Raw genomic sequence first — 24,283 nt, forward strand, 5'->3', positions numbered from 1 at the left:
GATCCGTGCGGTCCTGCCACCTGGGACACCACCTGAATGTGGGGGACGGGGCAGGTTTCGGGACGCACTCACCCCAGCTCGATCACCCCGACATCTCCGCAATCAACCATGTCCTGAATCGCTTGCCGATGGGCATGCAGGACGGCGAGCACTTGCTCATTGCGGCAGTTGCCCAGCACCAGCCGGATCACGACGGGCGGTGCGCCGTGGTGTGCCGCAAGGTCCAAAAAATCGTCGTCCTTGGTGACGAGCACGAACCCGGACTCCGCGGCGTAGCGCCAGACGGCCCGGTCGTCTGCAGCGCCCAGCCCAGCGAGCGTCACCTGCGTCGAACCGGGATAGTCGAGCTGCAAGGCAGGCACGAGGCGGTGCGACAGGTTTTCGTCCAGCAACAGCTTCACGCGGCGCGCACCCAGGCGGTGTGACGCTCGCGATCAGCCGCGTAGGCCAATGCAGCCTGGATGTCTTCGGGCGCGAGTTGCGGAAAGTCCTCGATGATTTCTTCGGTCGACATGCCGCTGGCCAGCCAGGCCAGCACGTCGTGCACCGTGATGCGCAGGCCCCGGATGCACGGTTTGCCGCCGCGTTTGCCGGGTTCCAGCGTGATCCGATCGCGGTAGAGCGACATGGGTTTCCTCCGAATCAAAGCGTGTCTTGACTCTACCGCGCCAGCACCGCCTTCAACGCCACCCCCGTGTGCGTCCTGCTGCGCACCACCTGTTCGGGCGAGCCGGCCATCACGACCTGGCCGCCGCCGGTGCCGCCTTCGGGGCCGAGGTCGATGACCCAGTCGGCTTCGGCGATGACGTCGAGGTCGTGCTCGATCACCACCACGCTGTGGCCGGCGTCGACCAGGCGGTGCAGGACGCGGATCAGCTTCTCGACGTCGGCCATGTGCAGGCCCACGGTCGGCTCGTCCAGCACGTAGAGCGTGTGCGGCGCGCCGGGGCCGCGGCGCACCGTGGCGCGCGGGGTCGGGCCGTCGGCGGGGCCGGGGGGCAAGGGCAGTTCATCCCGGACCTTGCTGAGTTCGGTCACCAGCTTGATGCGCTGGGCCTCGCCGCCGGACAGCGTCGGCGAGGGCTGGCCCAGCGTCAGGTAGCCCAGGCCAACGTCCTGCAGCAGGCGCAGCGGGTGGGCGATGCTGGGCATGCTGGCGAAGAACTCGACGGCCTCGTCGACCTCCATGCGCAGCACGTCGCCGATGCTCTTGCCGCGCCAGGTGACGGCCAGCGTCTCGGGGTTGAAGCGGGCGCCGTGGCAGAGGTCGCAGGGCACCTTGACGTCGGGCAGGAAGGCCATCTCGATGGTGCGCATGCCCTGCCCTTCGCAGCCCGGGCAGCGGCCATTGCCGGTGTTGAAGCTGAAGCGGTTGGCGGCGTAGCCGCGCGCCTTGGCTTCGAGCGTCTCGGTGTAGAGCTTGCGGATGGTGTCCCAGAAGCCGATGTAGGTGGCCGGGCAGCTGCGCGGGGTCTTGCCGATCGGGGTCTGGTCGACCTCCAGCACGCGCTCGACGTTGCTCCAGCCTTCGACCGCCTCGCAGCCGGTCCAGGCGACCTTGGGCAGCGGCGCCTCGGCCGCCTTGCGGCCGGTGCCACGGGCGGTCACGGCCGCCTGCACATTGGCCAGCAGGACGTCGCGCGCCAGCGTGCTCTTGCCCGAGCCGGACACGCCGGTGACGGCCACCAGCCGGGCCAGCGGGACCTCGGCGTCGACGCTGCGCAGGTTGTGCAGCTTCGCGCCGCGCAGCGTCAGCACCGGCGTGTCGGCGTCGATGGTGCGACGCGGCTTGAGCGGGTGCTTGAGCGGCGCGTTGAGGTAGCGCCCGGTGATCGACTCGGGGTTGGCCTTGAGCTGCTCGGCGGTGCCCTCGGCCATGATGCGGCCGCCGCGTTTGCCGGCGCCCGGGCCGATGTCGATGATGTGGTCGGCGCGCCGGATGGTGTCCTCGTCGTGTTCGACCACCACCAGCGTGTTGCCCGAGGCGCCGAGCTTGTGCAGCGCGTCCAGCAGCACCTGGTTGTCGCGCGGGTGCAGGCCGATGGTCGGCTCGTCGAGCACGTAGCAGACGCCCTGCAGGTTGCTGCCGAGTTGGGCGGCCAGGCGGATGCGCTGGGCCTCGCCACCGGAGAGCGTCGGCGCGGCGCGGTCCAGCGTCAGGTAGCCCAGGCCGACCTCGTCGAGGAAGCCCAGGCGTGACTTGATCTCGCTGACGACATCGCGGGCGATCGCGGCCTCGCGGCCGTCGAGCTTCTGGCGCGTGACCCAGCGCGCCGCGTCGTTGACCGACAGCGCGGCCAGCGCCGCGATCGACTCGCCGCGAAAGCGCACCGAGCGCGACACCGGGTTGAGCCGCGCGCCGTGGCAGGCCGCGCAGGGCGTCGCCTCGGCGCCCTCCTCCAGCTCGATCTCGGGTTCGGCGAAGGTGCGCTCGCGGCCCTTGTTGTCGTCGTCCTGCAGGCTGTCGTCGAGCGCCTTGCGCTGCTCGCGCGTCAGCGTAAGGCCGGTGCCGACGCAGTCGGGGCACCAGCCGTGTTTGCTGTTGTAGGAAAACATGCGCGGGTCCAGCTCGGGGTAGCTGGTGCCGCATTGCGGGCAGGCACGCTTGATCGAGAAGACCTTGGCCCGGCCGATGCGCCCGGAGGTGCCCGCCGCCATCGCCGTCTTCAGGCCCTTGAGCGGCGTCAGCAGGTGCAGCACGCCCTTGCCGTGTTCCAGCGCCTCGGCCAGCTTGGCGCGCAGCAGGGCCTCGTTCTCGGGTTCGACCACCAGGTCGGCCACCGGCAGCTCGATGGTGTGTTCCTTGTAGCGGTCGAGCTTGGCACCCTTGCCGCCCCAGCCGTCGGTCGGCAGGAACTCGCCGTCGACCCGCAGATGGGTGTAGCCCTTGCCCTTGGCCCACTTGGCCAGGTCGGTGTAGACGCCCTTGCGGTTGACGACCAGCGGCGCCAGCAGGCCGATGTGCTGGCCGCGGTACTCTCGCAGCATCTGCGCAGCGATCGATTCGGGCGTCTGCGGCTGCACGGCCACCCACTCGTCGGGCACCGCGCCGGCCTTGTCGGGCAGGACATGGAAGTCGCTGCAGGCGGGGCAGTACTGGACGCCCAGCTTGACGTAGAGCAGGCGCAGGAAGTGCCAGACCTCGGTGGTGGTGGCGACCGTGCTCTTGCGCCCGCCGCGCGACAGGCGCTGCTCGATGGCCACGGTCGGCGGGATGCCGTAGACCGCGTCGACGTCGGGCCGGCCGGCCGGTTGCACGATGCTGCGGGCGTAGGCGTTGAGGCTCTCCAGATAGCGCCGCTGGCCCTCGTTGAACAGGATGTCGAAGGCCAGCGTGCTCTTGCCCGAGCCGGACACGCCGGTGACGACGCTGAACTTGCCGCGCGGGATGTCGACGCTGACGCCCTTGAGGTTGTGCTCGCGGGCGTTCACGATCTGGATCGCCTGGTCGCGCCGCGCCTTCAGCAGCGACTGCAGCGGGCGGCCTTCGGCGTCGGCCTGGGCGTCGCGCGCCTCTTCGGTCGACGCATAGGTGGCGCTCTTCTCGGCCACGCGCACGCCGCCGTGGCCGAGCATCTCCTCGTACTCGCGCAGGGCCCGGCCGGTGTGGCTGCTGGCGTGGGCGCGCAGGTCGGCCGGGGTGCCTTCGGCGACCAGCAGGCCGCCAGCGTCGCCACCTTCGGGGCCGAGGTCGATCAGCCAGTCGCTGGCCCGGATGACGTCGAGGTTGTGCTCGATCACCAGCAGGCTGTGACCGGCCTCCAGCAGCTTGCGGAAGGCCCGCATCAGCTTGGCGATGTCGTCGAAGTGCAGGCCGGTGGTCGGCTCGTCGAACAGGAAGAGCGTGCCCTTGCGGGCCAGCTTCTGGCGGCTGGCGGTGCTGTTGCGCGCCGCCTCGGCCAGGAAGCCGGCGAGCTTCAGGCGCTGCGCCTCGCCGCCGGACAGCGTCGGCACCGGCTGGCCGAGCTTGACGTAGTCCAGACCCACATCGGCCAGCGGCTGCAGCGCACGCACCACCTCGCGGTCGTCGGCAAACAGGCGCACGGCATCGGCGACGGTGAGTTCCAGCACATCGGAAATGCTCAGGTCGCGACCGGCCCGGGTCAGCCTGACCTCGCGGATCTCGGCCCGGTAGCGGGTGCCGTCGCAGTCCGGGCAACGCAGGTAGACGTCGCTCAGGAACTGCATCTCGACATGCTCGAAGCCCGAGCCGCCGCAGGTCGCACACCGGCCGTCGCCGGCGTTGAAGCTGAACATGCCGGCGGTGTAGTGGCGCTGCTGCGCAGCCGGCAGCGCGGCGAACAGCTCGCGCACGGCATCGAAGGCGCCGACAAAGCTGGCCGGGTTGGAGCGCGCGGTCTTGCCGATCGGGCTCTGGTCGACGAAGACGGCGTCGGACAGCCAGTCCGCGCCGAGCAGCCGGTCGTGTTCGCCGGGCGATTCGGTCGCCTGGCCGAAGTGGCGGGCCAGCGCCGGGTGCAGCACGTCCTGGATCAGCGTCGACTTGCCCGAGCCGCTGACGCCGGTGACGCAGACCAGGCGCTGCAGCGGGAACTCGATCGTCAGGTCGCGCAGGTTGTGTTCGCGCGCGCCTTCGAGGATCAGGCGCGGCGTGCTGTCCAGCACCGGCCGCGCCAGCCCCAGGCCGATGCTGCGGCGCGCACCCAGGTAGGCGCCGGTCAGCGTCTCGGCCGACTTGAGCTGTTCGGGCGTGCCGTCGAAGACGATGCGCCCGCCCTGCGTGCCGGGACCGGGGCCGAGGTCGATGACGCGGTCGGCCGCCAGCATCACCGCCGGGTCGTGTTCGACCACCACCAGCGTGTTGCCGGCATCGCGCAGGCGCAGCATCGCCTGGTTGATGCGGTGCATGTCGCGCGGGTGCAGGCCGATGCTGGGCTCGTCCAGCACGAACAGCGTGTTGACCAGCGAGGTGCCCAGCGCCGTCGTCAGGTTGATGCGCTGAACCTCGCCGCCCGACAGCGTGCGGCTCTGGCGGTCCAGCGACAGGTAGCCCAGGCCGACATCGCAGAGGTAGCGCAGCCGGGTGCGGACCTCGTCGAGCACGAGCTGCATCGCGGCATCGGCGGCGCCCTCGCCCGGCAGGTGCTGTGGCTCGGCGGCCAGTGCATCGGCGAAGCGGCGCAGGCGCTCGATCGGCACGGTCATCAGGTCATGCAGGCCCAGGCCGGGCAAGGCTTCGAGCTGCTCGCGCGTCCAGGCCACACCCTTGGGCATGAAGCGCTTCGCGGGCGACAGCACCGCGTCGGCCTGGGCCTTCGTGCCGATGCGCCACAGCAGCGACTCGGTCTTGAGCCGCGCACCGCCGCAGTCGCCGCAGGGCGTGTAGCTGCGGTACTTGGACAAGAGCACGCGGATGTGCATCTTGTAGGCCTTGCTTTCGAGGTACTCGAAGAAGCGCCGGATGCCGTACCACTGCTGGTTCCACTTGCCGTTCCAGTTCGGCGAACCCTCGATGACCCAGTCGCGCTGGGCCGCCGTCAGCTGGTTCCACGGCGTGTCGCGCGGCACGCCAGCGTCCCCGGCGTACTTGATCAGGTCGTCCTGGCATTCCTTCCAGGCGGGCGTCTGCAGCGGCTTGATGGCACCGCCACGCAAGGTCTTGCGCACGTCGGGGATGACCAGGCCGAAGTCCACCCCGATCACCCGGCCGAAGCCACGACAGGTCTCGCAGGCGCCGTAGGCCGAGTTGAACGAGAACATCGACGGCTGCGGCGCGCTGTAGCGGCGGTCGCTTTCCGGGCAATGCAGGCCCGCGCTGTAACGCCAGATCTCAGGCTCGGCAGGGGGGCTGTGGACAAGGTCCGAGCCGCCTTCCGCACCTGCCTCATTTTTGAGCACGTAGACATTGAAGCGGCCACCGCCACGTTTCAGCGCCGCCTCGATCGCCTCGACCACACGAACCTTCTCGGCGTTGCCCATGCGCAGCCGGTCGGCCACCACGTCCAGGCGCTTGCGTGGCCCCGCCGGCGTCGCGACCTCGCGTTCGGCCTGGATGCGGGTGTAGCCGCTGGCCGACAGCCACTGGGTGATCTCCTCGGTGGTCGTGCCGGCGGGCAGTTCGACCGGGAAGGTCAGCACCAGGCGCGGGTCGCCGGCCGCCGCCGCGCGGGCCTGCAGATCGCGCCAGATGCTCTGCGGATCGTCCTCGCGCACCGGCCGGGCGGTGTCGGCATCGTGCAGATGGGCGGCGCGGCCGAACAGCAGCTTGAGGTGGTCGTTCAGCTCGGTCATCGTGCCGACCGTGCTGCGGCTGGTGCGCACCGGGTTGGTCTGGTCGATGGCGATGGCCGGCGGCACACCTTCGACCGCGTCGACCGCCGGGCGGTCCATGCGGTCGAGGAACTGGCGGGCATAGGCCGAGAAGGTCTCGACGTAGCGGCGCTGGCCCTCGGCGTAGAGCGTGTCGAACACCAGGCTGGACTTGCCGGAGCCGCTCGGGCCGGTCACCACCGTCAGCTCGCCGGTGCGGATGTCCAGATCCAGGTTCTTGAGGTTGTGCTGGCGCGCGCCCCGGATGCGGATCAGGCCGGCGCGCGAGCCGGGAGCGGAAGCGGAAGAACCATTCGAACCAGGCATGAGAGGCTGCTTGCTCAAGGGGGAACCGAGCATTCTAGGAAGCCAGCCCCGTCCCTGCTGCCGCTGTCAGGCACGACCCGAGCCCTGTGTACAAGTCTGGGGACAAGCCTTGCGCGGGCTGTGCAAGACCGGGTGGATGAGCTGTGCGGACACGGTGGACAGAAACGGTCCGATGCGGTCGGAACGCATCCGTCGGTGGACAAAGGGCGATCGGCTTGTGGACAAGCTGGGGGCAGGCTGTGCAGGCGGCGGGACGGCGTGTGGACAAGCCGCTGGCGGTCGATCCACCTGTGGACAAGCCTGGGGGCAAGCGATGGACAGGCTGGGAACAAGGCGGGACAACCATGAAAAAGGCCACCCGACGGATGCCGGGTGGCCTTGGAAGGTCTGCGGGGTCCGTGGACGACCCCGAGACACGTCAGTCCGGCGGAGGGACGACGTCGATCTTCAGGCTGGCGTACCAGGCGGCCAGGTTGGCGATGTCCACATCGCTGAGCGGCCGGGCCATCACGTTCATGACCTCGTGGCGGCGGGCGCCGCTGCGGAAGGCCTTGAGCTGGGCGTCGAGGTAGATCGCCGGTTGACCGGCCAGATGGGGCGCGTCCGGCGTCTGGCCCATGCCGAGCGGACCGTGGCAGGTCGCGCACATGCCCGCCTTCTGCCGGCCGGCGACCGGGTCAGCGGCGAGCGCCGATCCGCTCGCCGCCGCCAGACCTGAGGCCAGGGCCAGGGTCGTCAGGGTCGCCGCAACAGCGTCCCGTCCTGCTTGAAACACCTTCATGCGGCGGTCCTTCCCCGGCGTCAGTTGCTGTAGCTGATGCGGTAGATCGCACCGGCGTAGTCGTCCGACACCAGCAGCGAGCCGTCCTTCCAGACCGCCACGTCGACCGGGCGGCCACGGTAGCTGCCGGTCTCGGCGTCGAGGAAGCCTTCCGCGAAGGTCTCCAGCGCGCCGGCCGTGCCGTCGGCCTTGATCGGCACGAACTGCACCAGACCGCCGGACGGCTTGGTGCGGTTCCACGAGCCGTGTGCCGCGATGAACACGCCGCCCTGGTACTTCGCCGGGAACTGCTTGCCGGTGTAGAAGTTCATGCCCAGCTGCGCCTGGTGGGCCGGCAGCTCGACCTGCGGCTTGGTCCACTGCGCCGGCGGCTGCATGCCCTTCAGGTCAGGCGCCGCGCCGGTGCCGGCGATCTGGGTGTTGTTGCCGTGGATGTAGGGATAGCCGAAGTGCTCGCCGCCCGCCTTGGTGATGCGGTTGAGTTCACCCGGGGGGATGTCGTCGCCCATGCCGTCGGTCTGGTTGTCGGTGAACCAGACCGTCTTGTCCTTCGGGTTGATGTCCATGCCCACCGAGTTGCGCACGCCCCTGGCGACCACCTCACGGCCGGAGCCGTCAAACGGGTTCAGCCGGATCATGCCGCCGATGCCGAGCTTCTCGAACTCGGCGATCTTCTCCTTGGGCTGCACGTTGAAAGGCTGACCCAGCGTGATGTGCAGCTTGCCGTCATCGCTGACCCGGCAGGTGCGCGCACCGTGGTTGAAGCTCTCATGCTCGGTGGGAATCAGCGCGCCCTGCGGCACCGCCTCGATCACCGCGACGTCCGGGCCTTCGTAGAAGAACTCGGCGGCCGGGAAGTTCAGGACCCGGTTGTGCTCGACGACGATCAGGAAGCCGTCCTTGGTCCAGCACACGCCGTTGGGCACCTTGAAGTTCAGGCCCGGGGCAAAGGACTTGACCTCGTCGGCGACACCGTCGCTGTTGCGGTCGGTGACGGCCCAGACGGACGTCTTGCGGGTGCCGACGAAGAGCATGTTGGTGCTGGGCGCCACCGCCATGTGACGGGCATCGGGCACGACCGCAAACAGCTCGATCTTGAAGCCCGGCGGCAGCTTCACCTTTTCCAGGTTCTTGCGGATCGCGTTGGCGTTGCGCCCTTCCTGGGCGACCACCGGCAGATTCAGATCGGTGGTGGCGACCTTGAACTGCTTCATCTTCTCGATGGTCTGGGCCTGCACGCCAGCTACGGCCAGCATGGCCGCCAGCGCAACCCCACCCACGGCAAACAAGGAACGGTGCTTCATGTCTGAGTCTCCACGGTTTGATCGTCGTTTCACGTGAAACCACTGCGTCCGACGTTCACGCAGCAGCCATCCGGCCGCCCCCGCCATCGGCGGCGGAGTTGCCTGAATCCCTGAAATCTGGAGAGCCGACCCGCACGTCCACAAGACGCGCCTGCCGGCAAACAGCGGCGCTAGCTGCGCGCGGCCATCGGCACCACCTGTGGCCGGGCGAGCGGCTGAACCTTCGCGACCACGGGTTCGTCGGCCTGCAGGTTGTCGATCTGGCGGCGCATGAAACGCATGCAGGTCACGCGCAGGAAGGACGCGAAGTTCGGCACCTCGCCGCGATGGGCCACGATCTCGTCGTGCAGCTGGACGATCAGCGCGTTGGTCGTGCGGTCCTCGGCGGCGGCCATCTCGGCCAAGGTGTCCCACACCATGTTCTCCAGCCGGATGCTGGTCAGCACACCGTGGATCCGGATGGTCCGGGTGCGCTGTTCATAGAGGATGGGATCAGCCTTGACGAAAAACTCGCACATGCGGAACTCCTGTCGTGTGCTTCCTGACACCGCTCCTGACTCCGCAGACCGGAGCTGCCGGGAGACCGTTACAGCGGAGTTTCTCCGCTGGTTTGCAGGCTCTGGTGATAGTTGGCTACCTACGCGGGAAGATCCCAAGCACACAGGTCGCCCAGGCGACAAGGTGACGCGCCCGCGCTGGGACAAGCGTTCGACACGGCCCTCATGCGGCCCTGATGTGGACCTGATGTGGACCTGATGCGACCCTAATGCAGCCATTGCCAGACCCGATCCCGCTCGGCCAGCGGGCATGAGATCCTTCTCTTGTTGCGAATCATTCTCAAGAAGACAGGAGTTCCACCATGGCCAAGTCGGCAACCTTCGGCGTCATGCACCTCGGCATTGCCTTTGGCGTCAGCTACGGACTGACCGGAAGTTGGCAGATCGCAGGCGCCATCACCGTGGTCGAGCCCATCGTCAACACGGTCGCGCACTATTTCTTCGACCGCTGGTGGGAAGGTCGCCAGCAGCCTCGCGAGGTTCGCATCGACGCGCCGTCACCCGGCTACGGGGCCTCGGTCAGCGCCTGATCGAGCCGGGTCAGCGGCACAACGCCTCAGGGTCGCGTCGCCTGTTCCAGGCGCGTCAGCCAGGTCATCGCGTGGACGCGGTCGGTGCCACACATCTCCAGGCCGGGTTGCAGGCCGGCGCAGACCGCCGGGCGCTCGGGCGAGCCGAAGAGGCGGCAACGCAGGTCCGCATCGAGCTGCACGCAGGGCACGCCGGCCGGCTTGCCGTCGGGCATGCCGGGGATGGCGCTGCTGATCGACGGTGCGGTGCAGCAGGCACCGCAGTGCGGTCGGCAGATGAAGACGGGCGGCGGCGTGGGCGGCATCGCCAAATGATAGGCAGGCCACCCTTCCGGTCGCCGGAGCGGCGCCCCGGGCGTGCCACACTGACGGCCCTCCGCGCCAGCCGATCGACTGCCATGAAGCACCCGCAATACAACCCCGCCCTGCCCAACGAGCCCCTCAGCGACGCCGAGGTCGACCAGCTCGACAGCCTGCTCGCCAAGGTCGACAGCGATGCCGTGCTCGATGTCGAATCGCTCGACGGCTACCTGACCGGCCTGCTGGTCAGCCCGCAGCTGCCGGCCTCGGACGTCTGGCTGTCGCGGATCTGGGGCGGCGACGAGGACAGCGAGCCGCCCTTCCCCAGCGGCAAGCAGACCAAGAAGGTGGTGCAACTCGCGCTGCGCATGATGGCCGGCACAGACCGCCAACTGCGCGGCGACATGTCGCGCTTCGAGCCCTGGTTCGGTGTGGCCGAGTCGGGCCCCGAAGAATGGGTCGATGCCCAGGTCTGGTGTGCCGGTTTCCTGCTGGCGCTGGACCTCTGCGCCGACCAGTGGCAACACGACTGGGACCTGCCCGAGGTGGCGCTGGCGCTGCGCCCGATCGTGCTGCTGGGCGGCGACGAGCTGGCGCCCGAGGACTCCGCCCTGGTCGCCACGCCGGCCCAGCGCGACGAGTGGAGCCGCCAGGTGCCGGACTCGATCGAGGCGCTGCTGCGCCACTGGCATCCGACAAGGCTGGACCCGGCCGTCGCCGCCGACCCGAGCGACGACGCGGCCGACGCCTGATCGCCGCACCGCCATCCGCCCGGCCATGGATGCGAGCACCGTCGAACACGCGCTGCGCCTGGTCGCCGGCTATGGCGATGCGGTGCGCGAGCAGGTCCGCACGCTGGCGCTGTCCGGCGGACTGCCTGAACGACTGGCCCGGCGCTACCCGGAACGCCACATCGTGCGCACCGACGCCGCGCTCTACGACTACACCCAGGCGCTCAAGTCACGCTTTCTGAAGAGTGCGCCGCCGCTGGCCAAGGTGGTCTACGCGGCCCGGCTGGACGTGATCCAGAACGCGCTCGGCACCCACACGACCATCGCCCGGGTGCAAGGCGGACAGCTCAAGGCCAAGCGCGAGATCCGCATTGCCGCGCTGTTCCGCGATGCGCCGCCCGAGTTCCTGAAGATGATCGTCGTGCACGAACTCGCCCACCTGCGCGAGCGTGAACACGACCGCGCCTTCTACGCGCTGTGTTGCCACATGGAGCCGGACTACCACCAGCTGGAGTTCGACCTGCGCCTGCACCTGATCGCGCTGGCGCTGGACAAGGCCGCTCCGCGCATCGCCTGATCCGGCGCCCTGGCGCTGTTTCACGTGGAACCGTGCAGGGCCTCCCGGGCGGCGCGGGTGACTTGTCCACAGGCCCTCCCTAAAATCGTGGGTTGTCCAAGCAGGTAGCCCAGATGCTCTATCCCCAGGAATTCGACGTGATCGTGGTCGGCGGCGGCCATGCCGGCACCGAGGCCGCGCTCGCCGCCGCGCGCATGGGCGCGAGCACCTTGCTGCTGACCCACAACATCGAGACGCTGGGCCAGATGAGCTGCAACCCGTCGATCGGCGGGATCGGCAAGGGTCACCTCGTCAAGGAAGTTGACGCGCTCGGCGGTGCGATGGCGGCGGCCACGGACGAGTCCGGCATCCAGTTCCGCATCCTGAACTCCAGCAAGGGCCCCGCCGTGCGGGCGACCCGGGCGCAGGCCGATCGCATCCTCTACAAGGCCGCCATCCGCCAGCGGCTGGAGAACCAGCCGAAGCTGTGGCTGTTCCAGCAAGCCGTCGATGACCTGATGGTGGAAGGCGACCGCGTCGTCGGCGCCGTCACCCAGGTCGGCATCCGCTTCCGCAGCCGCACCGTCGTGCTGACCGCCGGCACCTTCCTGGACGGCAAGATCCATGTCGGCCTGAACAACTACCCGGCCGGACGCGCCGGAGACCCGCCCGCCGTCAGCCTGTCGAGCCGGCTCAAGGAGCTGAAGCTGCCGCAAGGCCGCCTCAAGACCGGCACGCCGCCGCGCATCGACGGCCGCTCGATCGACTTCAGCCGCCTGACCGAACAACCCGGCGACCTGGACCCGGTGCCCGTCTTCAGCTTCCTCGGCCACGCCGGGCAGCACCCGCGCCAGGTGCCCTGCTGGATCACCCACACCAGCGAGCAGACACACGCCATCCTGCGCACCGGGTTCGACCGCAGCCCCATGTTCACTGGCGTGATCGAGGGCGTCGGCCCGCGCTACTGCCCCAGCATCGAAGACAAGATCAACCGCTTCGCCGACAAGGACAGCCACCAGATCTTCCTGGAGCCCGAAGGCCTGACGACGAACGAGTACTACCCGAACGGCATCTCGACCTCCCTGCCCTTCGACATCCAGCTCGCCGCCGTGCGCACCCTGCCGGGCCTGGAACACGCCCACATCCTGCGGCCCGGCTACGCCATCGAATACGACTACTTCGACCCGCGCGAGCTGAGCGCGAGCTTCGAGTCCAAGGCGATCGGCGGCCTGTTCTTCGCAGGCCAGATCAACGGCACGACCGGCTACGAAGAAGCCGCCGCCCAGGGCCTGCACGCCGGCGCCAACGCCGCTCTGCAGGCACGCGGCGACGGCCCGCTGACGCTGCGTCGTGATCAGGCCTACCTCGGTGTGCTGGTCGACGACCTGATCACCAAGGGCGTGACCGAGCCCTATCGCATGTTCACCAGCCGGGCCGAGTTCCGTCTGCAACTGCGCGAAGACAACGCCGATCTGCGCCTGACCGAGCTGGGCCGGCAGATCGGTCTGGTCGACGATCTGCGTTGGGAAGCCTTCAACCGCAAGCGCGACGCGCTGGCGCGCGAGACCGAGCGGCTGAAGTCGACCTGGGTGCACCCCGGCATCCTTGATGCGGCTCAGGCCGAGCGGCTGCTGGGCAAGGCCCTGGAGCGCGAATACAACCTGACCGACCTGCTGCGCCGGCCCGGCGTCGGCTACGACGCGGTCGCCGAAGTGGCCGCCCTCGCCCGCCCGCACACGGCGCCGGACGAGCGTGTTTCACGTGAAACGCTGATCGCCCGCCTCGGCACGACGCTGGCCGATGCGGTCATCGAGCAGCTGGAGATCGCGACCAAATACGCCGGCTACATCGACAAGCAAAACGACGAAGTCATGCGCGCCGCCCACTACGAACACCTGCGCCTGCCCGCCGAGCTGGACTACGCCCAGGTCACCGCCCTGTCCTTCGAGGTTCGCCAGAAGCTGGCCAAGCACCGGCCGGAGACGCTGGGCCAGGCCTCGCGGGTGTCGGGCATCACCCCGGCCGCGATCTCGCTGCTGCTGGTCCACCTGAAGAAGGGCAAGTACAAGGGCTTCGACAAGATGGTCGGCACCCCGGCAGAAACGGCCAGCGATGTCGGCTGATCGCACCCAGCTGCAGACCGGTGCCACGACGCTCGGCACACCGATCAGCGACGCACAAGCCGACACGCTGCTGGCCTATCTGGCGCTGCTGCAGCGCTGGAACGCGGTCTACAACCTGACCGCCATCCGCGACCCGCAGCAGATGCTGGTGCAGCACCTGCTCGACAGCCTGTCGGTGCTGGCGCCGCTGGACCGGCACCGCGCCACGCTCGGTGCCCCGGCGATCCGGCTGCTGGACGTCGGCTCCGGCGGCGGCCTGCCGGGCGTGGTCGTCGCCGTGCTGCGGCCGGACGTGGCCGTCACCTGCGTCGACACGGTCGGCAAGAAGGCGACCTTCATCCGCCAGGTGGCCGCCGAGCTGCGTCTGCCCAATCTGCAGGCCCGCCATGCCCGGGTCGAGGAACTGAAGGACCCGCCCTTCGACGTCATCACCGCCCGCGCCTTCGCCTCGCTGGCGGACCTGGTCCGGCTGACGCGCGCTCTGCTGGCGCCCGGCGCCTGCTGGATGGCGATGAAGGGCCAGCATCCGCAAACCGAGATCGACGCCTTGCCGGCCGATGTCACCGTGTTTCACGTGGAACCGCTGAAGGTCCCGCAGCTGGATGCCGAACGCTGCCTGATCTGGATGCGCCCGGCGACTGTTTGACGCAACAGTCGGCGCGCCGACGGTCCCACCGCATCGCTTGGGCTCGCGCGCGACGGATGCCGTGACAGGCATCTGCGGTACGCTCGATCGCCCCTGATCCACGGCCTTCCGAAAGACCTTCTCCATGCTCGGCATCGCGGACTTCGGCGCCTTTTGCGCCGCCATCGTCGTCTTCCTCGCCCTGCCCGGACCGGGCACCTTCGCGCTGCTGGGCGCCACCGGACAAGGCGGTTTCAAGGCCGGCAGCGCCGCGACCTTCGGCCTGATCGTCGGTGACCAGGTCCTGCTGTGGTTGGCCGTTGCGGGCGTTGCCGCGCTGATGGCCGCGACGCCCTGGCTGTTCGACGCGGTGCGCTGGGCCGGCGCCGCCTACCTGGCGTGGATCGGCTGGAAGCTGCTGGTCGCCAAGGAGGGCGAAGACGCCAGCCCCGTCAAGATCGCCCCCAGCCACTACTTCCGCCAGGCCCTGCTGATCACCCTGCTCAACCCCAAGGCCATCGTGTTCTACATGGCCTTCTTCCCGCTCTTCATCGACCCAGCCACCCACCTCGGCCTGCCGACCTTCGCGGCCATGGCCGTGACCATCGCGGTCATCACCGCGCTGTGGTGCCTGACCTTGTGTGCCTTCGCCGAACGCATCGCCGGGCACGTCCGGGCGCATCGCCGGCTGGCCCTGCTGCTGCAACGCGGCGCCGGTCTCTGCCTGATCGGCTTCGGCCTGCGCATGGTGCGCTGAGCCTCGTCCGTCCGCCCCTCGCCCCTCTGACCTTCCCCCACCGCTCCCAGACCGCGCACCCATGGCCCGTATCTTCTGCATCGCCAATCAAAAAGGTGGCGTCGGCAAGACGACCACCACCGTCAACCTCGCCGCCGGACTCGGTCAGATCGGCCAGCGCGTGCTGGTGATCGATCTTGACCCGCAGGGCAACGCGACCATGGGTTCAGGCGTCGACAAGCGCGGGCTGAAGGCCACCGTCTACGACGTGCTGCTGGGCAGCGTCAGCGTGCGCGACTCCCGCGTGCGCAGCGACAAGGCCGGCTATGACGTGCTGGGCGCCAACCGCGAGCTGGCCGGCGCCGAGATCGAGCTGGTCAACCTGGAGCAGCGCGACCGCCGCCTGAAAGTCGCGCTGACGCCCGCGCTGGACGACTACGACTTTGTGCTGATCGACTGCCCGCCCTCGCTGAGCCTGCTGACGCTCAACGGTCTGAACTGCGCCCACGGCGTGATCGTGCCGATGCAGTGCGAATACTTCGCGCTCGAAGGCCTGTCCGACCTGGTCAACACCATCAAGCAGGTGCACGCCAACCTCAACCGCGACCTGCAGCTGATCGGCCTGCTGCGGGTGATGTTCGACCCGCGCATCACGCTGCAGCAGCAGGTCAGCGACCAGCTCAAGGCGCACTTCGGCGACAAGGTCTTCAACAGCATGATCCCGCGCAACGTTCGCCTGGCCGAAGCGCCCAGCTACGGCCTGCCGGGCGTCGTGTTCGACCCGGCCTCGCGCGGCGCGCAGGCCTTCGTCGAGTTCGCGCAGGAGATGGTCGAGCGCGTCAAGGCGCTCTGACCAGGGTCGCCGGCTGGCCTCAGGCCAGCGCGCTGGCCGGCAAGCCGAAGCGCCAGATGCCCTCGGCGTCCCGGCTGCGCACCAGCCGGCCGGACAGCCACAGCGCGTGCAGGTGGGCGACCGACTCGCCCATCGCGAAGGTGGTCTGGTGCAGGTCCAGCGCCCGCTTGAACAGCACCGGCAGCACATCGGCGGCACTCTGCGGCGCGGCGGCGCAGGCCTCCATCACCTCGGCCAGGCGTTCCTCATGGTGGCCATGCAACTGGTCGATGCGCGCGTGCAGCCCGCGGAAGGGCTTGCCGTGCGAGGGCAGCACCAGCGTGTCGGCCGGCAGCGGACGCAGGCGGTCGAGCGATTCGAGGTAGAGCCGCAGCGGGTCGGCCTCGGGCTCCAGGTCGATCACGCTGACATTGGTCGAGATGCGCGGCAGCACCATGTCGCCGGAAATCATGAGGCCCAGCCCCGGCGCATGCAGGCTGATGTGCTCGGGCGCGTGGCCGTGGCCGGCGATGCAGTGCCACGCCTGGCCGCCGATCTCGATCACCTGAGCGTCCATCAGGCGCCGGAACTGGGTCGGCACCTTCGGCACCATCGAGCCGTAGTAGTTGCCCCGGGCGCGGACCTTGGCCTGGCGCTCCGGATCGTTCAGGCCATGCGAGGCGAAGAAGCGCGCCGCCGCCTCGCCACCATAACCGGTGGTCTGCTGGCTGGCCATGCGCGCGGCGTTCCAGTCGGTGCCGCTGATCCAGAGTCGGCAGTCATGCTCGGGCGTGGTCCAGCGCTCGCACAGCCAGTGCGCCAGCCCGATGTGGTCCGGGTGCATGTGGGTGACGATCACCCGCAGCACCGGCAGACCGTCCATCTGCTCGGCGAAGACCTGTTCCCAGGCGCGCTGGGTCGGGTCGTTGGTGATGCCGCAGTCGACCACCGTCCAGCCCTCGCGGCCGTCGAGCCGGTCACGCAGCAGCCACAGGTTGATGTGGTCCAGCGCGAAGGGCAGGCCCATGCGGATCCAGCGCACGCCGGGCGCCAGCGTGATCGCCTGGCCCGGTTCGGGGACGCTGTCGCCAAGGACGTAGTCGAGCTGGTGTTCGAGCGGATTGGCCATCGGGACTCCATCGCGTCGACCCGGTCAGCGGCCGGATCGCAAGGTTAGACTGGTGAACTTGACGTTTACGTCAACGGCAGTTTAACCAGCGCCTCTCACCTCCGACCGGACCGCGAGCCATGACCACCAGCCTTGCTGCTGCCACCCGGACCTTCACGATCTCCGAGCTGTCGGCCGAGTTCGACATCACGCCGCGCGCGATCCGCTTCTACGAGGACGTCGGCCTGCTCGAACCGGCCCGCGACGGCCGCAACCGCGTCTACACCCACCGCGACCGGACGCGGCTCAAGCTCACGCTGCGCGGCAAGCGCCTGGGGCTGAGCCTGCAGGAGATCAAGCAGCTGGTCGACATGTACGACTCGCCGGACGACACCCACCAGCAGCTGCAGGCCTTCCTCGGCATCTTGCGCCAGCACCGCAGCCAGCTGGAGCAGCAGCTGGAGGATCTGCAGGTGACGCTGGCCGAAATCGCCCAGCACGAGGACCGCTGCCTGCGCATGCTCGACGGCAAGTCCGGCGAGCTGAGCGACGCGATCGACTGATCGACTGATCGAGCCCCCACCGGAGACCCGCCCATGTCCGCCTTCCAGGCCGCCGACCCCGCCTACGCCGAACGCGTCGCAGAGTCCTTTGCCCGCCAGAGCGCCATGTCGACCATCGGCGCGCGCCTGGTCGCGGTGCGGCCCGGCGAGGTCGAGATCGAGCTGCCGCACGGCCCGGCGATCTGCCAGCAGCACGGCTTTGTGCACGCCGGCATCGTCTCCACCGCGCTCGATTCGGCCTGCGGCTATGCGGCGTCCAGCCTGATGCCGGCCGATGCGGGCGTGCTGACGATCGAGTTCAAGGTCAACCTGCTGGCGCCCGCGCGCGGACCGGTGATCCGCATGACCGGACGGGTCGTCAAGGCCGGCCGGACCATCAGCGTGGTCGAGGGACAGGCCGTGCAAGCACACCCGCGCGACCCGGCGCAGACCCAGGTCGTGGCCACCATGACGGCCACGGTGATGACCATCAGCGGCCGCGAGGACGTGCGCGGCTGATACCCGGAAGTGACCGCAGCGCCATGCGGCTGCGCAACAATTCTCGCCATGACCACCGAACTGCAAGAACTCTTCGACAGCAACCGCCACTGGGCCCGCAAGGTCGAGCAGCGGGAGCCCGGCTTCTTCTCGAAGCTGCTGGAACAGCAGACGCCGCAATACCTGTGGATCGGCTGCGCCGACAGCCGCGTGCCGGCCAACGAGCTGGTCGGGCTGCTGCCCGGCGAGCTGTTCGTGCACCGCAACGTCGCCAACGTGGTCGTGCACTCGGACATGAACGCGCTGTCGGTGATCCAGTTCGCCGTCGACGGGCTGAAGGTCCAGCACATCATCGTGGTCGGCCATTCCAACTGCGGCGGCGTGAAGGCCGCGCTCAACGACCTCCGCCTGGGCCTGGTCGACAACTGGATCCGCCACGTCAAGGACGTGCGCCACCTGCACCAGAACCTGCTGGACCGCATCGCGCCGGAGCTGCGCCTGAACGCGCTGGTCGAGCTCAACGTGCTGGAGCAGTCGCTCAACGTCTGCCACACCAGCGCCGTGCAGGACGCCTGGGCGCGCGGCCAGGAGGTCGTCGTGCACGGCTGGGTCTACGGCCTGCACAACGGTCTGCTGCAGGACCTGCGCATGACGGTCCGTCAGGGTGGCGATATCCAGCCGGCCTACGCTGCCGCCCTCGACGCGCTGACCGCCCGCTACGTCAGCGCGGATCCCGCGACCGCCGCCACCGCCGCACCCGCCGACCCGACGGCGGCGCAGAAAGCCGACTGATGTTCCCGCAACAGCTCAACGACAGCCGCGCCTTTGACATCGCCACCGCGTTGCTCGAAGGCTTCAACCGCCACTACCGGCTGTTCCGCGAGACCAGTGCCGAGGCCAAGGCCCGCTTCGAGGTGGCCGACTGGCATGGCCAGCAGCGCGCCCAGCGCGAGCGCATCGAGTTCTACGACATCCGGGTGCAGGAAGCGGCCGACCGGCTGCAGACCGAGTTCAAGGCCGGCACGCTGGCGATGGACGTCTGGCAGCAGATCAAGCTGCACTACATCGGCCTGCTGACCAACCACCACCAGCCCGAGCTGGCCGAGACCTTCTTCAACTCGGTCACCACCAAGATCCTGCACCGGGACTACTTCCACAACGACTTCATCTTCGTGCGCCCGGCCGTCAGCACCGAGTACATCGAGAACAACGAGCCCACCGCCAAGCCGACCTTCCGGGCCTGGTACCCGACCCGCGAGACGCTGCGCGAGACGCTCGCCCAGCTGGTGGGTGACTTCGACCTGCAGGGTCGCTGGGAGAACTTCGACCGCGACATCGACCACATCGACGCGGTCATGCGCCAGGAACTCGGCGACGAGCGCCTGCGCACCAACTTCCAGTTCCAGGTGCTGTCCTCGCTGTTCTTCCGCAACAAGGGCGCCTACATCGTCGGCAAGATCCTCAACGGCTACCGCGAGACGCCCTTCGCGCTGCCCATCCTGCACAACGCCACCGGCGAGTTCTACGTCGACGCCATGTTGCTCGGCGAGGACGACCTGCAGATGCTCTTCAGCTTCGCGCGGGCCTACTTCATGGTCGAGATGGAGGTGCCCTCGGCCTATGTGCAGTTCCTGCGCTCGATGATGCCGCGCAAGCCGCGCAGCGAGCTCTACAACGCGCTGGGCCTGCAAAAGCAGGGCAAGACGCTGTTCTTCCGCGACTTCCAGTTCCACCTGCGTCACAGCAGCGACCATTTCCGCATCGCGCCCGGCATCAAGGGCATGGTGATGCTGGTGTTCGACCTGCCGAGCTATCCCTTCGTCTTCAAGGTGATCAAGGACTACTACCCGCCGCAGAAGGACACCACGCGCGAGCTGATCAAGAGCAAGTACCTGCTGGTCAAGCAGCACGACCGGGTCGGGCGCATGGCCGACACGCTCGAGTTCAGCAACGTCGCCTTCCCGCGGGCCCGCTTCGAGCAGGAGCTGATCGACGAGATCCTGAAGTTCGCGCCCAGCCAGCTGGAGATCTCCGACCGCGACGGCGACGGCGAGCAGGAGGTCATCCTCAAGCACGTCTACATCGAGCGCCGCATGGTGCCGCTCAACATCTACCTGCAGGAGGCCGATCCGTCGCAGCTCGAACATGCGGTGATCGAGTACGGCAACGCGATCAAGGACCTGGTGGCGGCCAACATCTTCCCCGGCGACATGCTGTGGAAGAACTTCGGCGTGATGCGGCAGAACAAGGTCGTCTTCTACGACTACGACGAGATCGAATACATCACCGACTGCAACTTCCGCCGCGTGCCCGAGCCGCGCAACGAGGAAGACGAGATGTCCGGCGAGATCTGGTATCGGGTCGGTCCCAAGGACGTCTTCCCCGAGACCTTCGGCCCCTTCCTGCTGGGCAACCACGCGGTGCGCGCGGTCTTCCTCAAGCACCACGGCGACCTGCTCGATGCCGCCTTCTGGCAGGGCCACAAGGAACGCATCCTGGCCGGCCACGTGCACGACGTCTTCCCCTACGAACAAGACAAGCGCTTCGTCAGCCACCGCAACGGCGGCGCGCCGCGTGGCCCCAGCAGCAACAGCCTGGCGCAAGCCGGCCAATCGGCCGACTGATTCCGCCCAGGCCCACGGCCGCCAGGGCCGATCCACACGAGGTTCCTGCTATGTCCACTGCCATGTCCACCGCCACCGACCCCATCGTCATCGTCTCCGCCGCCCGCACGCCGATCGGCGGCCTGCTGGGTGACTTCGCCGGCCTGAGCGCCGCCGAACTCGGCGGTGTCGCCATTGCGGCGGCCGTGCAGCGCGCCGGCATCGACGGTGCCGCCGTCGACGAGGTCCTGATGGGCAACTGCCTGATGGCCGGACAGGGCCAGGCCCCCGCCCGCCAGGCCGCGCTGAAGGCCGGCCTGCCGCTGAGCGCCGGTGCGGTCACGCTCAGCAAGATGTGCGGCTCGGGCATGCGCGCCATGATGTTCGGCCACGACATGCTGGCTGCCGGCAGCGCCGACGTGGTCGTCGCCGGAGGCATGGAGAGCATGACCAACGCGCCCCACCTGATGTTCGCGCGCAAGGGCGTGAAGTACGGCGCGGCGCAGATGTTCGACCACATGGCCATGGACGGCCTCGAAGACGCCTACGAGCGCGGCAAGGCCATGGGCGTGTTCGCCGAGGCCTGCGTGGCGAAATACGGTTTCACCCGCGAGGCGCAGGACGGCTACGCCATCACCTCGACCACCCGCGCCAAGACCGCCAACGAGGACGGCAGCTTCGACTGGGAGATCGCGCCGGTGACAGTCAGCGGCCGCGGCGGCGAGACGCTGGTCCGCCACGACGAGCAGCCCGCCAAGGCCCGGCTCGACAAGATTGGCAGCCTGCGGCCGGCCTTCGTGAAGGACGGCACCATCACCGCCGCCAACGCCAGCAGCATCAGCGACGGCGCGGCCGCGCTGGTCCTGATGCGGGCCTCGACCGCCCAGGCGCGCGGCCTGCACCCGCTGGCTCGCATCGTGAGCCACGCGGTCCACGCCCAGGAGCCGGCCTGGTTCAGCACCGCCCCGGCCGGCGCCATCCGCAAGGCCCTCGCCAAGGCCGGCTGGAGCGCCGCTGACGTGCAGCTCTGGGAGGTCAACGAGGCCTTCGCCGCCGTCACCCTTGCCGCCATGGCCGACTTCGACCTGCCCCACGACATCGTCAACGTGCACGGCGGCGCCTGCGCCCTCGGCCACCCCATCGGCGCCTCCGGCGCCCGCATCGTCGTGACGCTGCTGGGCGCCCTCCGCAAACGCGGCCTGAGCCGCGGCATGGCCAGCCTGTGCATCGGCGGCGGCGAGGCGACGGCGCTGGCGCTTGAGATGTTGTGAACCTGGCGCGAACGTGACCCCCCTCGGCCTCCAGGACCTCGCCCTCTTCAGCCTGACCGTGCTGGTGCTCAACGCCACGCCTGGCGTGGACCTGCTGTTCACGATCACGCGCACGCTCAAGCACGGCGTGCGGGGTGGGCTGGCGGGGGCGGCGGGGATTTCGGCCGGGTGCGTGGTGCATGCGGTCGGCGCGGCCTTCGGGCTGGCGGCGCTGCTGGCGACGTCGGCGGCGGCGTTTGCGGTGCTCAAGTGGGCCGGTGCGGCCTACCTGCTGTGGCTGGGGTTCTCGGCCTGGCGGGCGGCCTGCCGGCAAGCAGTGGACCCGGCGCCCGTCGATGCGGCTTCTGCGGGGGCGTCGACCTCGGTCGCGGCCGAGTCGCCTGCCGCGATCTTCCGGCAGGGCTTGCTGACCAATGTGCTGAACCCCAAGGTCGCGATCTTCTTTCTTGCCCTGCTGCCGCAGTTCATCGCCGCCGAGGCGCCGCACAAGACCTGGGCCTTCCTGGCCCTGGGTGCCTGGTTTGTCCTGCAGAGCGCTGTGTTCCTGATCGCGCTGGTGCTGGCCGTCGCGCCGCTGCGGCGCTGGCGGCCGGGTGCGCTGCTGCGGCGCGCGCTCGATGGCCTGACTGGCCTGCTGTTCCTGGGCCTGGCCGCGCGGCTGGCGCTGACGACCCGGCCCTGATCCGTCCGACCGGACATCGCCCTTCCCCGAGACCTTTCCCGATGAGCCGTTACTGGAGTCCGCTGGTTCACACGCTGAGCCCCTATGTGCCGGGCGAGCAGCCGAAGATCGCGCAGCTCATCAAGCTCAACACCAACGAGCACCCGTGGCCGCCGAGCCCGAAGGTCGCCGAAGCGATCGCCGCCGAGCTGGCGGGCAGCACGGTGGATGAGGCCGGCGAGCGCCTGCGTCTGTACCCTGACCCGAGCGCCGCCGCGCTGCGCGCCACGCTGGCCGACGTGCATGGGCTGGACGCCGCCCAGGTCTTCGTCGGCAACGGCTCGGACGAGGTGCTGGCCCATGCCTTCCAGGCGCTGCTGAACCACCGCCGTGCGGACGGTTCGGCGCGACCGCTCCTCTACCCCGACATCACCTACAGCTTCTACCCGACCTACTGCCGGCTCTACGGCATCACGCCGCAGACCGTCGCCCTGGACGCGCACCTGCAGCTGCGGGTCGACGACCTGATCGACGCCGCCCGGACACATGACGCGGGCGGCGTGGTCTTCCCCAACCCCAACGCGCCGACCGGCTGCGGCGTGGCGCGTGCCGAGATCGAGCGCCTGTTGGTCGCCCTGCCCGACACGGTCGTCGTGGTCGACGAGGCCTATGTCGACTTCGGCGCCGAGTCGGCCGTGCCGCTGATCGCCGCGCACCCGAACCTGCTGGTGGTGCACACGCTGTCGAAGTCGCGCGCGCTGGCCGGCCTGCGGGTGGGTTACGCGCTGGGCCACGCCGAGCTGATCGACGCCCTGGTGCGGGTCAAGGACAGCTTCAACTCCTACCCGCTGGACCGCCTCGCACTGGTCGGCGCACAGGCCGCGCTGGCCGACTCCGACTGGTTCACGCGGGCCTGCCGCGCGGTCAGCGACAGCCGCGCCAAGCTGAGCGCCGAACTCGCCGCGCTGGGTTTTGACGTGCTGCCCTCGCAGGCCAACTTCGTCTTCGCGGCCCACCCGCGCCACGACGCCGCCACGCTCGCACGCGCCTTGCGCGAGCGGGCCATCCTGGTGCGCCATTTCAGCCGGCCCGAACGCATCGCCGACCGGCTGCGCATCACCATCGGCACGCCCGCGCAGTGCGACGCGCTGGTCGCGGCGCTGCGCGACATCCTCGGCCCACAGGGGTGACACCATGAGCAGTTCCCTTTCCTCGGCGCGCGCCTTGCGCACCCTCGTCATCGGCGCCTCGCGCGGCATCGGCCTGGCCTTGGCCCAACAGGCGGTCGGCGACGGCGATCAGGTCGTGGCCACCGCCCGCGACGACGACAGCCTGATGACGCTGGGCCAGCTCGGCGCACGCGCCATCAAGCTCGACGTCACCCAGCCCGCCAGCGTCGCGACGCTGGCCTGGCAGCTCGACGGGGCCGGCTTCGACCGCGTCTTCGTCAATGCCGGCGTGTTCGGCCCGCGCCTGCGCACGCTCGACAGCCCGTCGGTGGCCGACTTCGACGCCGTCATGCACGTCAACGTGCTGGGTCCGATGCAGGTCCTGCCGCAGCTGGTCGACGCGCTCGCGCCGGGTGCGCGGCTGTTGGTGATGAGCTCGGTGCTGGGTTCGATCGGCAGCCGGCAAGGTGCCAGCAGCTGGCTCTACAGCGCCTCCAAAGCGGCGCTGAACTCGGTGCTCAAGGACGTCGCGCTGGCCCTGGCCGACCGCGCCATCTGCATCGCCGCACACCCCGGCTGGGTCCGCACCGCGATGGGTGGCGCCGGCGGCACGCTCGATCCGGCCGAGAGCGCGGCCGATCTGCGTCGCCTGCTCGACGGCCTGAAGCCGGCCGACAACGGCGGGCTGTTCAACCACGACGGCACGCCGATGCCGTGGTGATCGACCGCCCCATCGATCCCCAGCCAGAACAACGACCA

The 24,283-nt window shown here is 69.2% G+C and carries 23 protein-coding genes; 15 read left to right on the top strand and 8 right to left on the bottom strand.

Annotation, left to right across the window (positions count from 1 at the left end):
* Positions 1–68 precede the first annotated feature (68 nt).
* From EV685_RS11095 to EV685_RS11120, 6 genes are all read right to left on the bottom strand, one after another.
* Positions 69–401, bottom strand: a complete 333-nt coding sequence (locus EV685_RS11095) for a DUF5615 family PIN-like protein (protein WP_130482073.1) — start codon at positions 399–401, stop codon at positions 69–71.
* Positions 398–628 carry a DUF433 domain-containing protein gene (locus tag EV685_RS11100; protein WP_130482074.1) on the bottom strand — a complete coding sequence of 77 codons (231 nt, stop codon included), beginning with the start codon at positions 626–628 and terminating at the stop codon, positions 398–400. The genes EV685_RS11095 and EV685_RS11100 overlap by 4 nt, the downstream gene beginning before the upstream one ends.
* Positions 629–660: 32 nt before the next feature.
* On the bottom strand, positions 661–6,597 hold the full coding sequence (gene uvrA / locus EV685_RS11105) for an excinuclease ABC subunit UvrA (RefSeq protein ID WP_130482075.1): 5,937 nt from the start codon (positions 6,595–6,597) through the stop codon (positions 661–663).
* A 418-nt stretch (positions 6,598–7,015) separates the two neighbouring features.
* Positions 7,016–7,378: a c-type cytochrome gene (locus EV685_RS11110; protein WP_130482076.1), complete on the bottom strand. Its 363-nt coding sequence runs from the start codon at positions 7,376–7,378 to the stop codon at positions 7,016–7,018.
* A gap of 20 nt (positions 7,379–7,398) precedes the next feature.
* A complete protein-coding gene (locus EV685_RS11115; protein WP_130482077.1) occupies positions 7,399–8,682 on the bottom strand; it encodes a PQQ-dependent sugar dehydrogenase in 1,284 nt (427 codons plus the stop codon).
* Between the two features lie 170 nt (positions 8,683–8,852).
* Complete coding sequence (locus EV685_RS11120; protein WP_130482078.1) at positions 8,853–9,200, bottom strand: ribbon-helix-helix domain-containing protein; 348 nt, start codon at positions 9,198–9,200, stop codon at positions 8,853–8,855.
* 341 nt (positions 9,201–9,541) lie between these two features.
* On the opposite strand from EV685_RS11120, the gene EV685_RS11125 reads away from it, so the two are divergent.
* Complete coding sequence (locus tag EV685_RS11125) at positions 9,542–9,769, top strand: DUF2061 domain-containing protein (RefSeq protein ID WP_130482079.1); 228 nt, start codon at positions 9,542–9,544, stop codon at positions 9,767–9,769.
* A 26-nt stretch (positions 9,770–9,795) separates the two neighbouring features.
* Here the strand turns inward: EV685_RS11125 and EV685_RS11130 are convergent, their stop codons facing one another.
* Positions 9,796–10,074: a YkgJ family cysteine cluster protein gene (locus EV685_RS11130; protein ID WP_130482080.1), complete on the bottom strand. Its 279-nt coding sequence runs from the start codon at positions 10,072–10,074 to the stop codon at positions 9,796–9,798.
* Between the two features lie 93 nt (positions 10,075–10,167).
* Between EV685_RS11130 and EV685_RS11135 the strand changes: the two genes are divergently transcribed.
* From EV685_RS11135 to EV685_RS11160, 6 genes are all read left to right on the top strand, one after another.
* Positions 10,168–10,821, top strand: a complete 654-nt coding sequence (locus EV685_RS11135; RefSeq protein ID WP_165396774.1) for a YecA/YgfB family protein — start codon at positions 10,168–10,170, stop codon at positions 10,819–10,821.
* Positions 10,822–10,846: 25 nt separating this feature from the next.
* Positions 10,847–11,377, top strand: coding sequence for a M48 metallopeptidase family protein (locus EV685_RS11140; protein ID WP_130482082.1), 531 nt, complete (start codon positions 10,847–10,849; stop codon positions 11,375–11,377).
* A gap of 113 nt (positions 11,378–11,490) precedes the next feature.
* The gene (gene mnmG, locus EV685_RS11145; RefSeq protein WP_130482362.1) at positions 11,491–13,479 is read left to right on the top strand and encodes a tRNA uridine-5-carboxymethylaminomethyl(34) synthesis enzyme MnmG; all 1,989 of its coding nucleotides are present in this window, start codon (positions 11,491–11,493) and stop codon (positions 13,477–13,479) included.
* Positions 13,469–14,125, top strand: a complete 657-nt coding sequence (rsmG, locus tag EV685_RS11150) for a 16S rRNA (guanine(527)-N(7))-methyltransferase RsmG (RefSeq protein ID WP_130482083.1) — start codon at positions 13,469–13,471, stop codon at positions 14,123–14,125. The genes mnmG and rsmG overlap by 11 nt, the downstream gene beginning before the upstream one ends.
* Positions 14,126–14,249: 124 nt before the next feature.
* Entirely contained in the window at positions 14,250–14,861 is a 612-nt protein-coding gene (locus EV685_RS11155) for a LysE family transporter (protein ID WP_130482084.1), read from the top strand.
* 61 nt (positions 14,862–14,922) lie between these two features.
* On the top strand, positions 14,923–15,693 hold the full coding sequence (locus EV685_RS11160; RefSeq protein WP_130482085.1) for a ParA family protein: 771 nt from the start codon (positions 14,923–14,925) through the stop codon (positions 15,691–15,693).
* Positions 15,694–15,712: 19 nt separating this feature from the next.
* On the opposite strand, the gene EV685_RS11165 is transcribed toward EV685_RS11160, so the two are convergent.
* Positions 15,713–16,801, bottom strand: coding sequence for an MBL fold metallo-hydrolase (locus EV685_RS11165; protein ID WP_130482086.1), 1,089 nt, complete (start codon positions 16,799–16,801; stop codon positions 15,713–15,715).
* A gap of 119 nt (positions 16,802–16,920) precedes the next feature.
* On the opposite strand from EV685_RS11165, the gene EV685_RS11170 reads away from it, so the two are divergent.
* The 8 genes from EV685_RS11170 (at position 16,921) to EV685_RS11205 (ending at position 24,245) form a co-directional block, all read left to right on the top strand.
* Entirely contained in the window at positions 16,921–17,343 is a 423-nt protein-coding gene (locus EV685_RS11170) for a MerR family transcriptional regulator (RefSeq protein WP_130482087.1), read from the top strand.
* A 33-nt stretch (positions 17,344–17,376) separates the two neighbouring features.
* On the top strand, positions 17,377–17,841 hold the full coding sequence (locus tag EV685_RS11175; RefSeq protein WP_130482088.1) for a PaaI family thioesterase: 465 nt from the start codon (positions 17,377–17,379) through the stop codon (positions 17,839–17,841).
* Positions 17,842–17,889: 48 nt separating this feature from the next.
* Positions 17,890–18,612, top strand: a complete 723-nt coding sequence (gene can / locus EV685_RS11180; protein WP_130482089.1) for a carbonate dehydratase — start codon at positions 17,890–17,892, stop codon at positions 18,610–18,612.
* On the top strand, positions 18,612–20,444 hold the full coding sequence (aceK, locus tag EV685_RS11185) for a bifunctional isocitrate dehydrogenase kinase/phosphatase (protein WP_130482090.1): 1,833 nt from the start codon (positions 18,612–18,614) through the stop codon (positions 20,442–20,444). The genes can and aceK overlap by 1 nt, the downstream gene beginning before the upstream one ends.
* A gap of 62 nt (positions 20,445–20,506) precedes the next feature.
* Positions 20,507–21,694: an acetyl-CoA C-acyltransferase gene (locus tag EV685_RS11190; protein ID WP_130482091.1), complete on the top strand. Its 1,188-nt coding sequence runs from the start codon at positions 20,507–20,509 to the stop codon at positions 21,692–21,694.
* A 13-nt stretch (positions 21,695–21,707) separates the two neighbouring features.
* On the top strand, positions 21,708–22,376 hold the full coding sequence (locus EV685_RS11195) for a LysE family translocator (protein WP_130482092.1): 669 nt from the start codon (positions 21,708–21,710) through the stop codon (positions 22,374–22,376).
* 41 nt (positions 22,377–22,417) lie between these two features.
* Positions 22,418–23,545 (top strand): histidinol-phosphate transaminase, encoded by a 1,128-nt coding sequence (gene hisC / locus EV685_RS11200; protein WP_130482093.1) that lies wholly within the window; start codon positions 22,418–22,420, stop codon positions 23,543–23,545.
* A gap of 4 nt (positions 23,546–23,549) precedes the next feature.
* Positions 23,550–24,245: an SDR family NAD(P)-dependent oxidoreductase gene (locus EV685_RS11205; RefSeq protein ID WP_130482094.1), complete on the top strand. Its 696-nt coding sequence runs from the start codon at positions 23,550–23,552 to the stop codon at positions 24,243–24,245.
* Positions 24,246–24,283 lie beyond the last annotated feature (38 nt).

Source organism: Sphaerotilus mobilis (assembly GCF_004216565.1).
In the GTDB taxonomy this organism is placed as follows: Bacteria; Pseudomonadota; Gammaproteobacteria; order Burkholderiales; family Burkholderiaceae_C; genus Sphaerotilus; species Sphaerotilus mobilis.

Excerpts from the sequence above, each read along its gene's own strand:
- hisC (WP_130482093.1), top strand. The coding sequence starts at position 22,418 with ATGAGCCGTTACTGGAGTCCGCTGGTTCACACGCTGAGCCCCTATGTG.
- rsmG (WP_130482083.1), top strand. The coding sequence starts at position 13,469 with ATGTCGGCTGATCGCACCCAGCTGCAGACCGGTGCCACGACGCTCGGC.
- EV685_RS11165 (WP_130482086.1), bottom strand. The coding sequence starts at position 16,801 with ATGGCCAATCCGCTCGAACACCAGCTCGACTACGTCCTTGGCGACAGC.
- EV685_RS11125 (WP_130482079.1), top strand. The coding sequence starts at position 9,542 with ATGGCCAAGTCGGCAACCTTCGGCGTCATGCACCTCGGCATTGCCTTT.
- EV685_RS11205 (WP_130482094.1), top strand. The coding sequence starts at position 23,550 with ATGAGCAGTTCCCTTTCCTCGGCGCGCGCCTTGCGCACCCTCGTCATC.
- mnmG (WP_130482362.1), top strand. The coding sequence starts at position 11,491 with ATGCTCTATCCCCAGGAATTCGACGTGATCGTGGTCGGCGGCGGCCAT.
- EV685_RS11100 (WP_130482074.1), bottom strand. The coding sequence starts at position 628 with ATGTCGCTCTACCGCGATCGGATCACGCTGGAACCCGGCAAACGCGGC.
- aceK (WP_130482090.1), top strand. The coding sequence starts at position 18,612 with ATGTTCCCGCAACAGCTCAACGACAGCCGCGCCTTTGACATCGCCACC.
- EV685_RS11160 (WP_130482085.1), top strand. The coding sequence starts at position 14,923 with ATGGCCCGTATCTTCTGCATCGCCAATCAAAAAGGTGGCGTCGGCAAG.
- EV685_RS11110 (WP_130482076.1), bottom strand. The coding sequence starts at position 7,378 with ATGAAGGTGTTTCAAGCAGGACGGGACGCTGTTGCGGCGACCCTGACG.
- EV685_RS11135 (WP_165396774.1), top strand. The coding sequence starts at position 10,168 with ATGAAGCACCCGCAATACAACCCCGCCCTGCCCAACGAGCCCCTCAGC.
- EV685_RS11190 (WP_130482091.1), top strand. The coding sequence starts at position 20,507 with ATGTCCACCGCCACCGACCCCATCGTCATCGTCTCCGCCGCCCGCACG.
- EV685_RS11120 (WP_130482078.1), bottom strand. The coding sequence starts at position 9,200 with ATGTGCGAGTTTTTCGTCAAGGCTGATCCCATCCTCTATGAACAGCGC.
- EV685_RS11155 (WP_130482084.1), top strand. The coding sequence starts at position 14,250 with ATGCTCGGCATCGCGGACTTCGGCGCCTTTTGCGCCGCCATCGTCGTC.
- EV685_RS11175 (WP_130482088.1), top strand. The coding sequence starts at position 17,377 with ATGTCCGCCTTCCAGGCCGCCGACCCCGCCTACGCCGAACGCGTCGCA.
- uvrA (WP_130482075.1), bottom strand. The coding sequence starts at position 6,597 with ATGCCTGGTTCGAATGGTTCTTCCGCTTCCGCTCCCGGCTCGCGCGCC.
- EV685_RS11130 (WP_130482080.1), bottom strand. The coding sequence starts at position 10,074 with ATGCCGCCCACGCCGCCGCCCGTCTTCATCTGCCGACCGCACTGCGGT.
- EV685_RS11140 (WP_130482082.1), top strand. The coding sequence starts at position 10,847 with ATGGATGCGAGCACCGTCGAACACGCGCTGCGCCTGGTCGCCGGCTAT.
- EV685_RS11170 (WP_130482087.1), top strand. The coding sequence starts at position 16,921 with ATGACCACCAGCCTTGCTGCTGCCACCCGGACCTTCACGATCTCCGAG.
- EV685_RS11115 (WP_130482077.1), bottom strand. The coding sequence starts at position 8,682 with ATGAAGCACCGTTCCTTGTTTGCCGTGGGTGGGGTTGCGCTGGCGGCC.
- can (WP_130482089.1), top strand. The coding sequence starts at position 17,890 with ATGACCACCGAACTGCAAGAACTCTTCGACAGCAACCGCCACTGGGCC.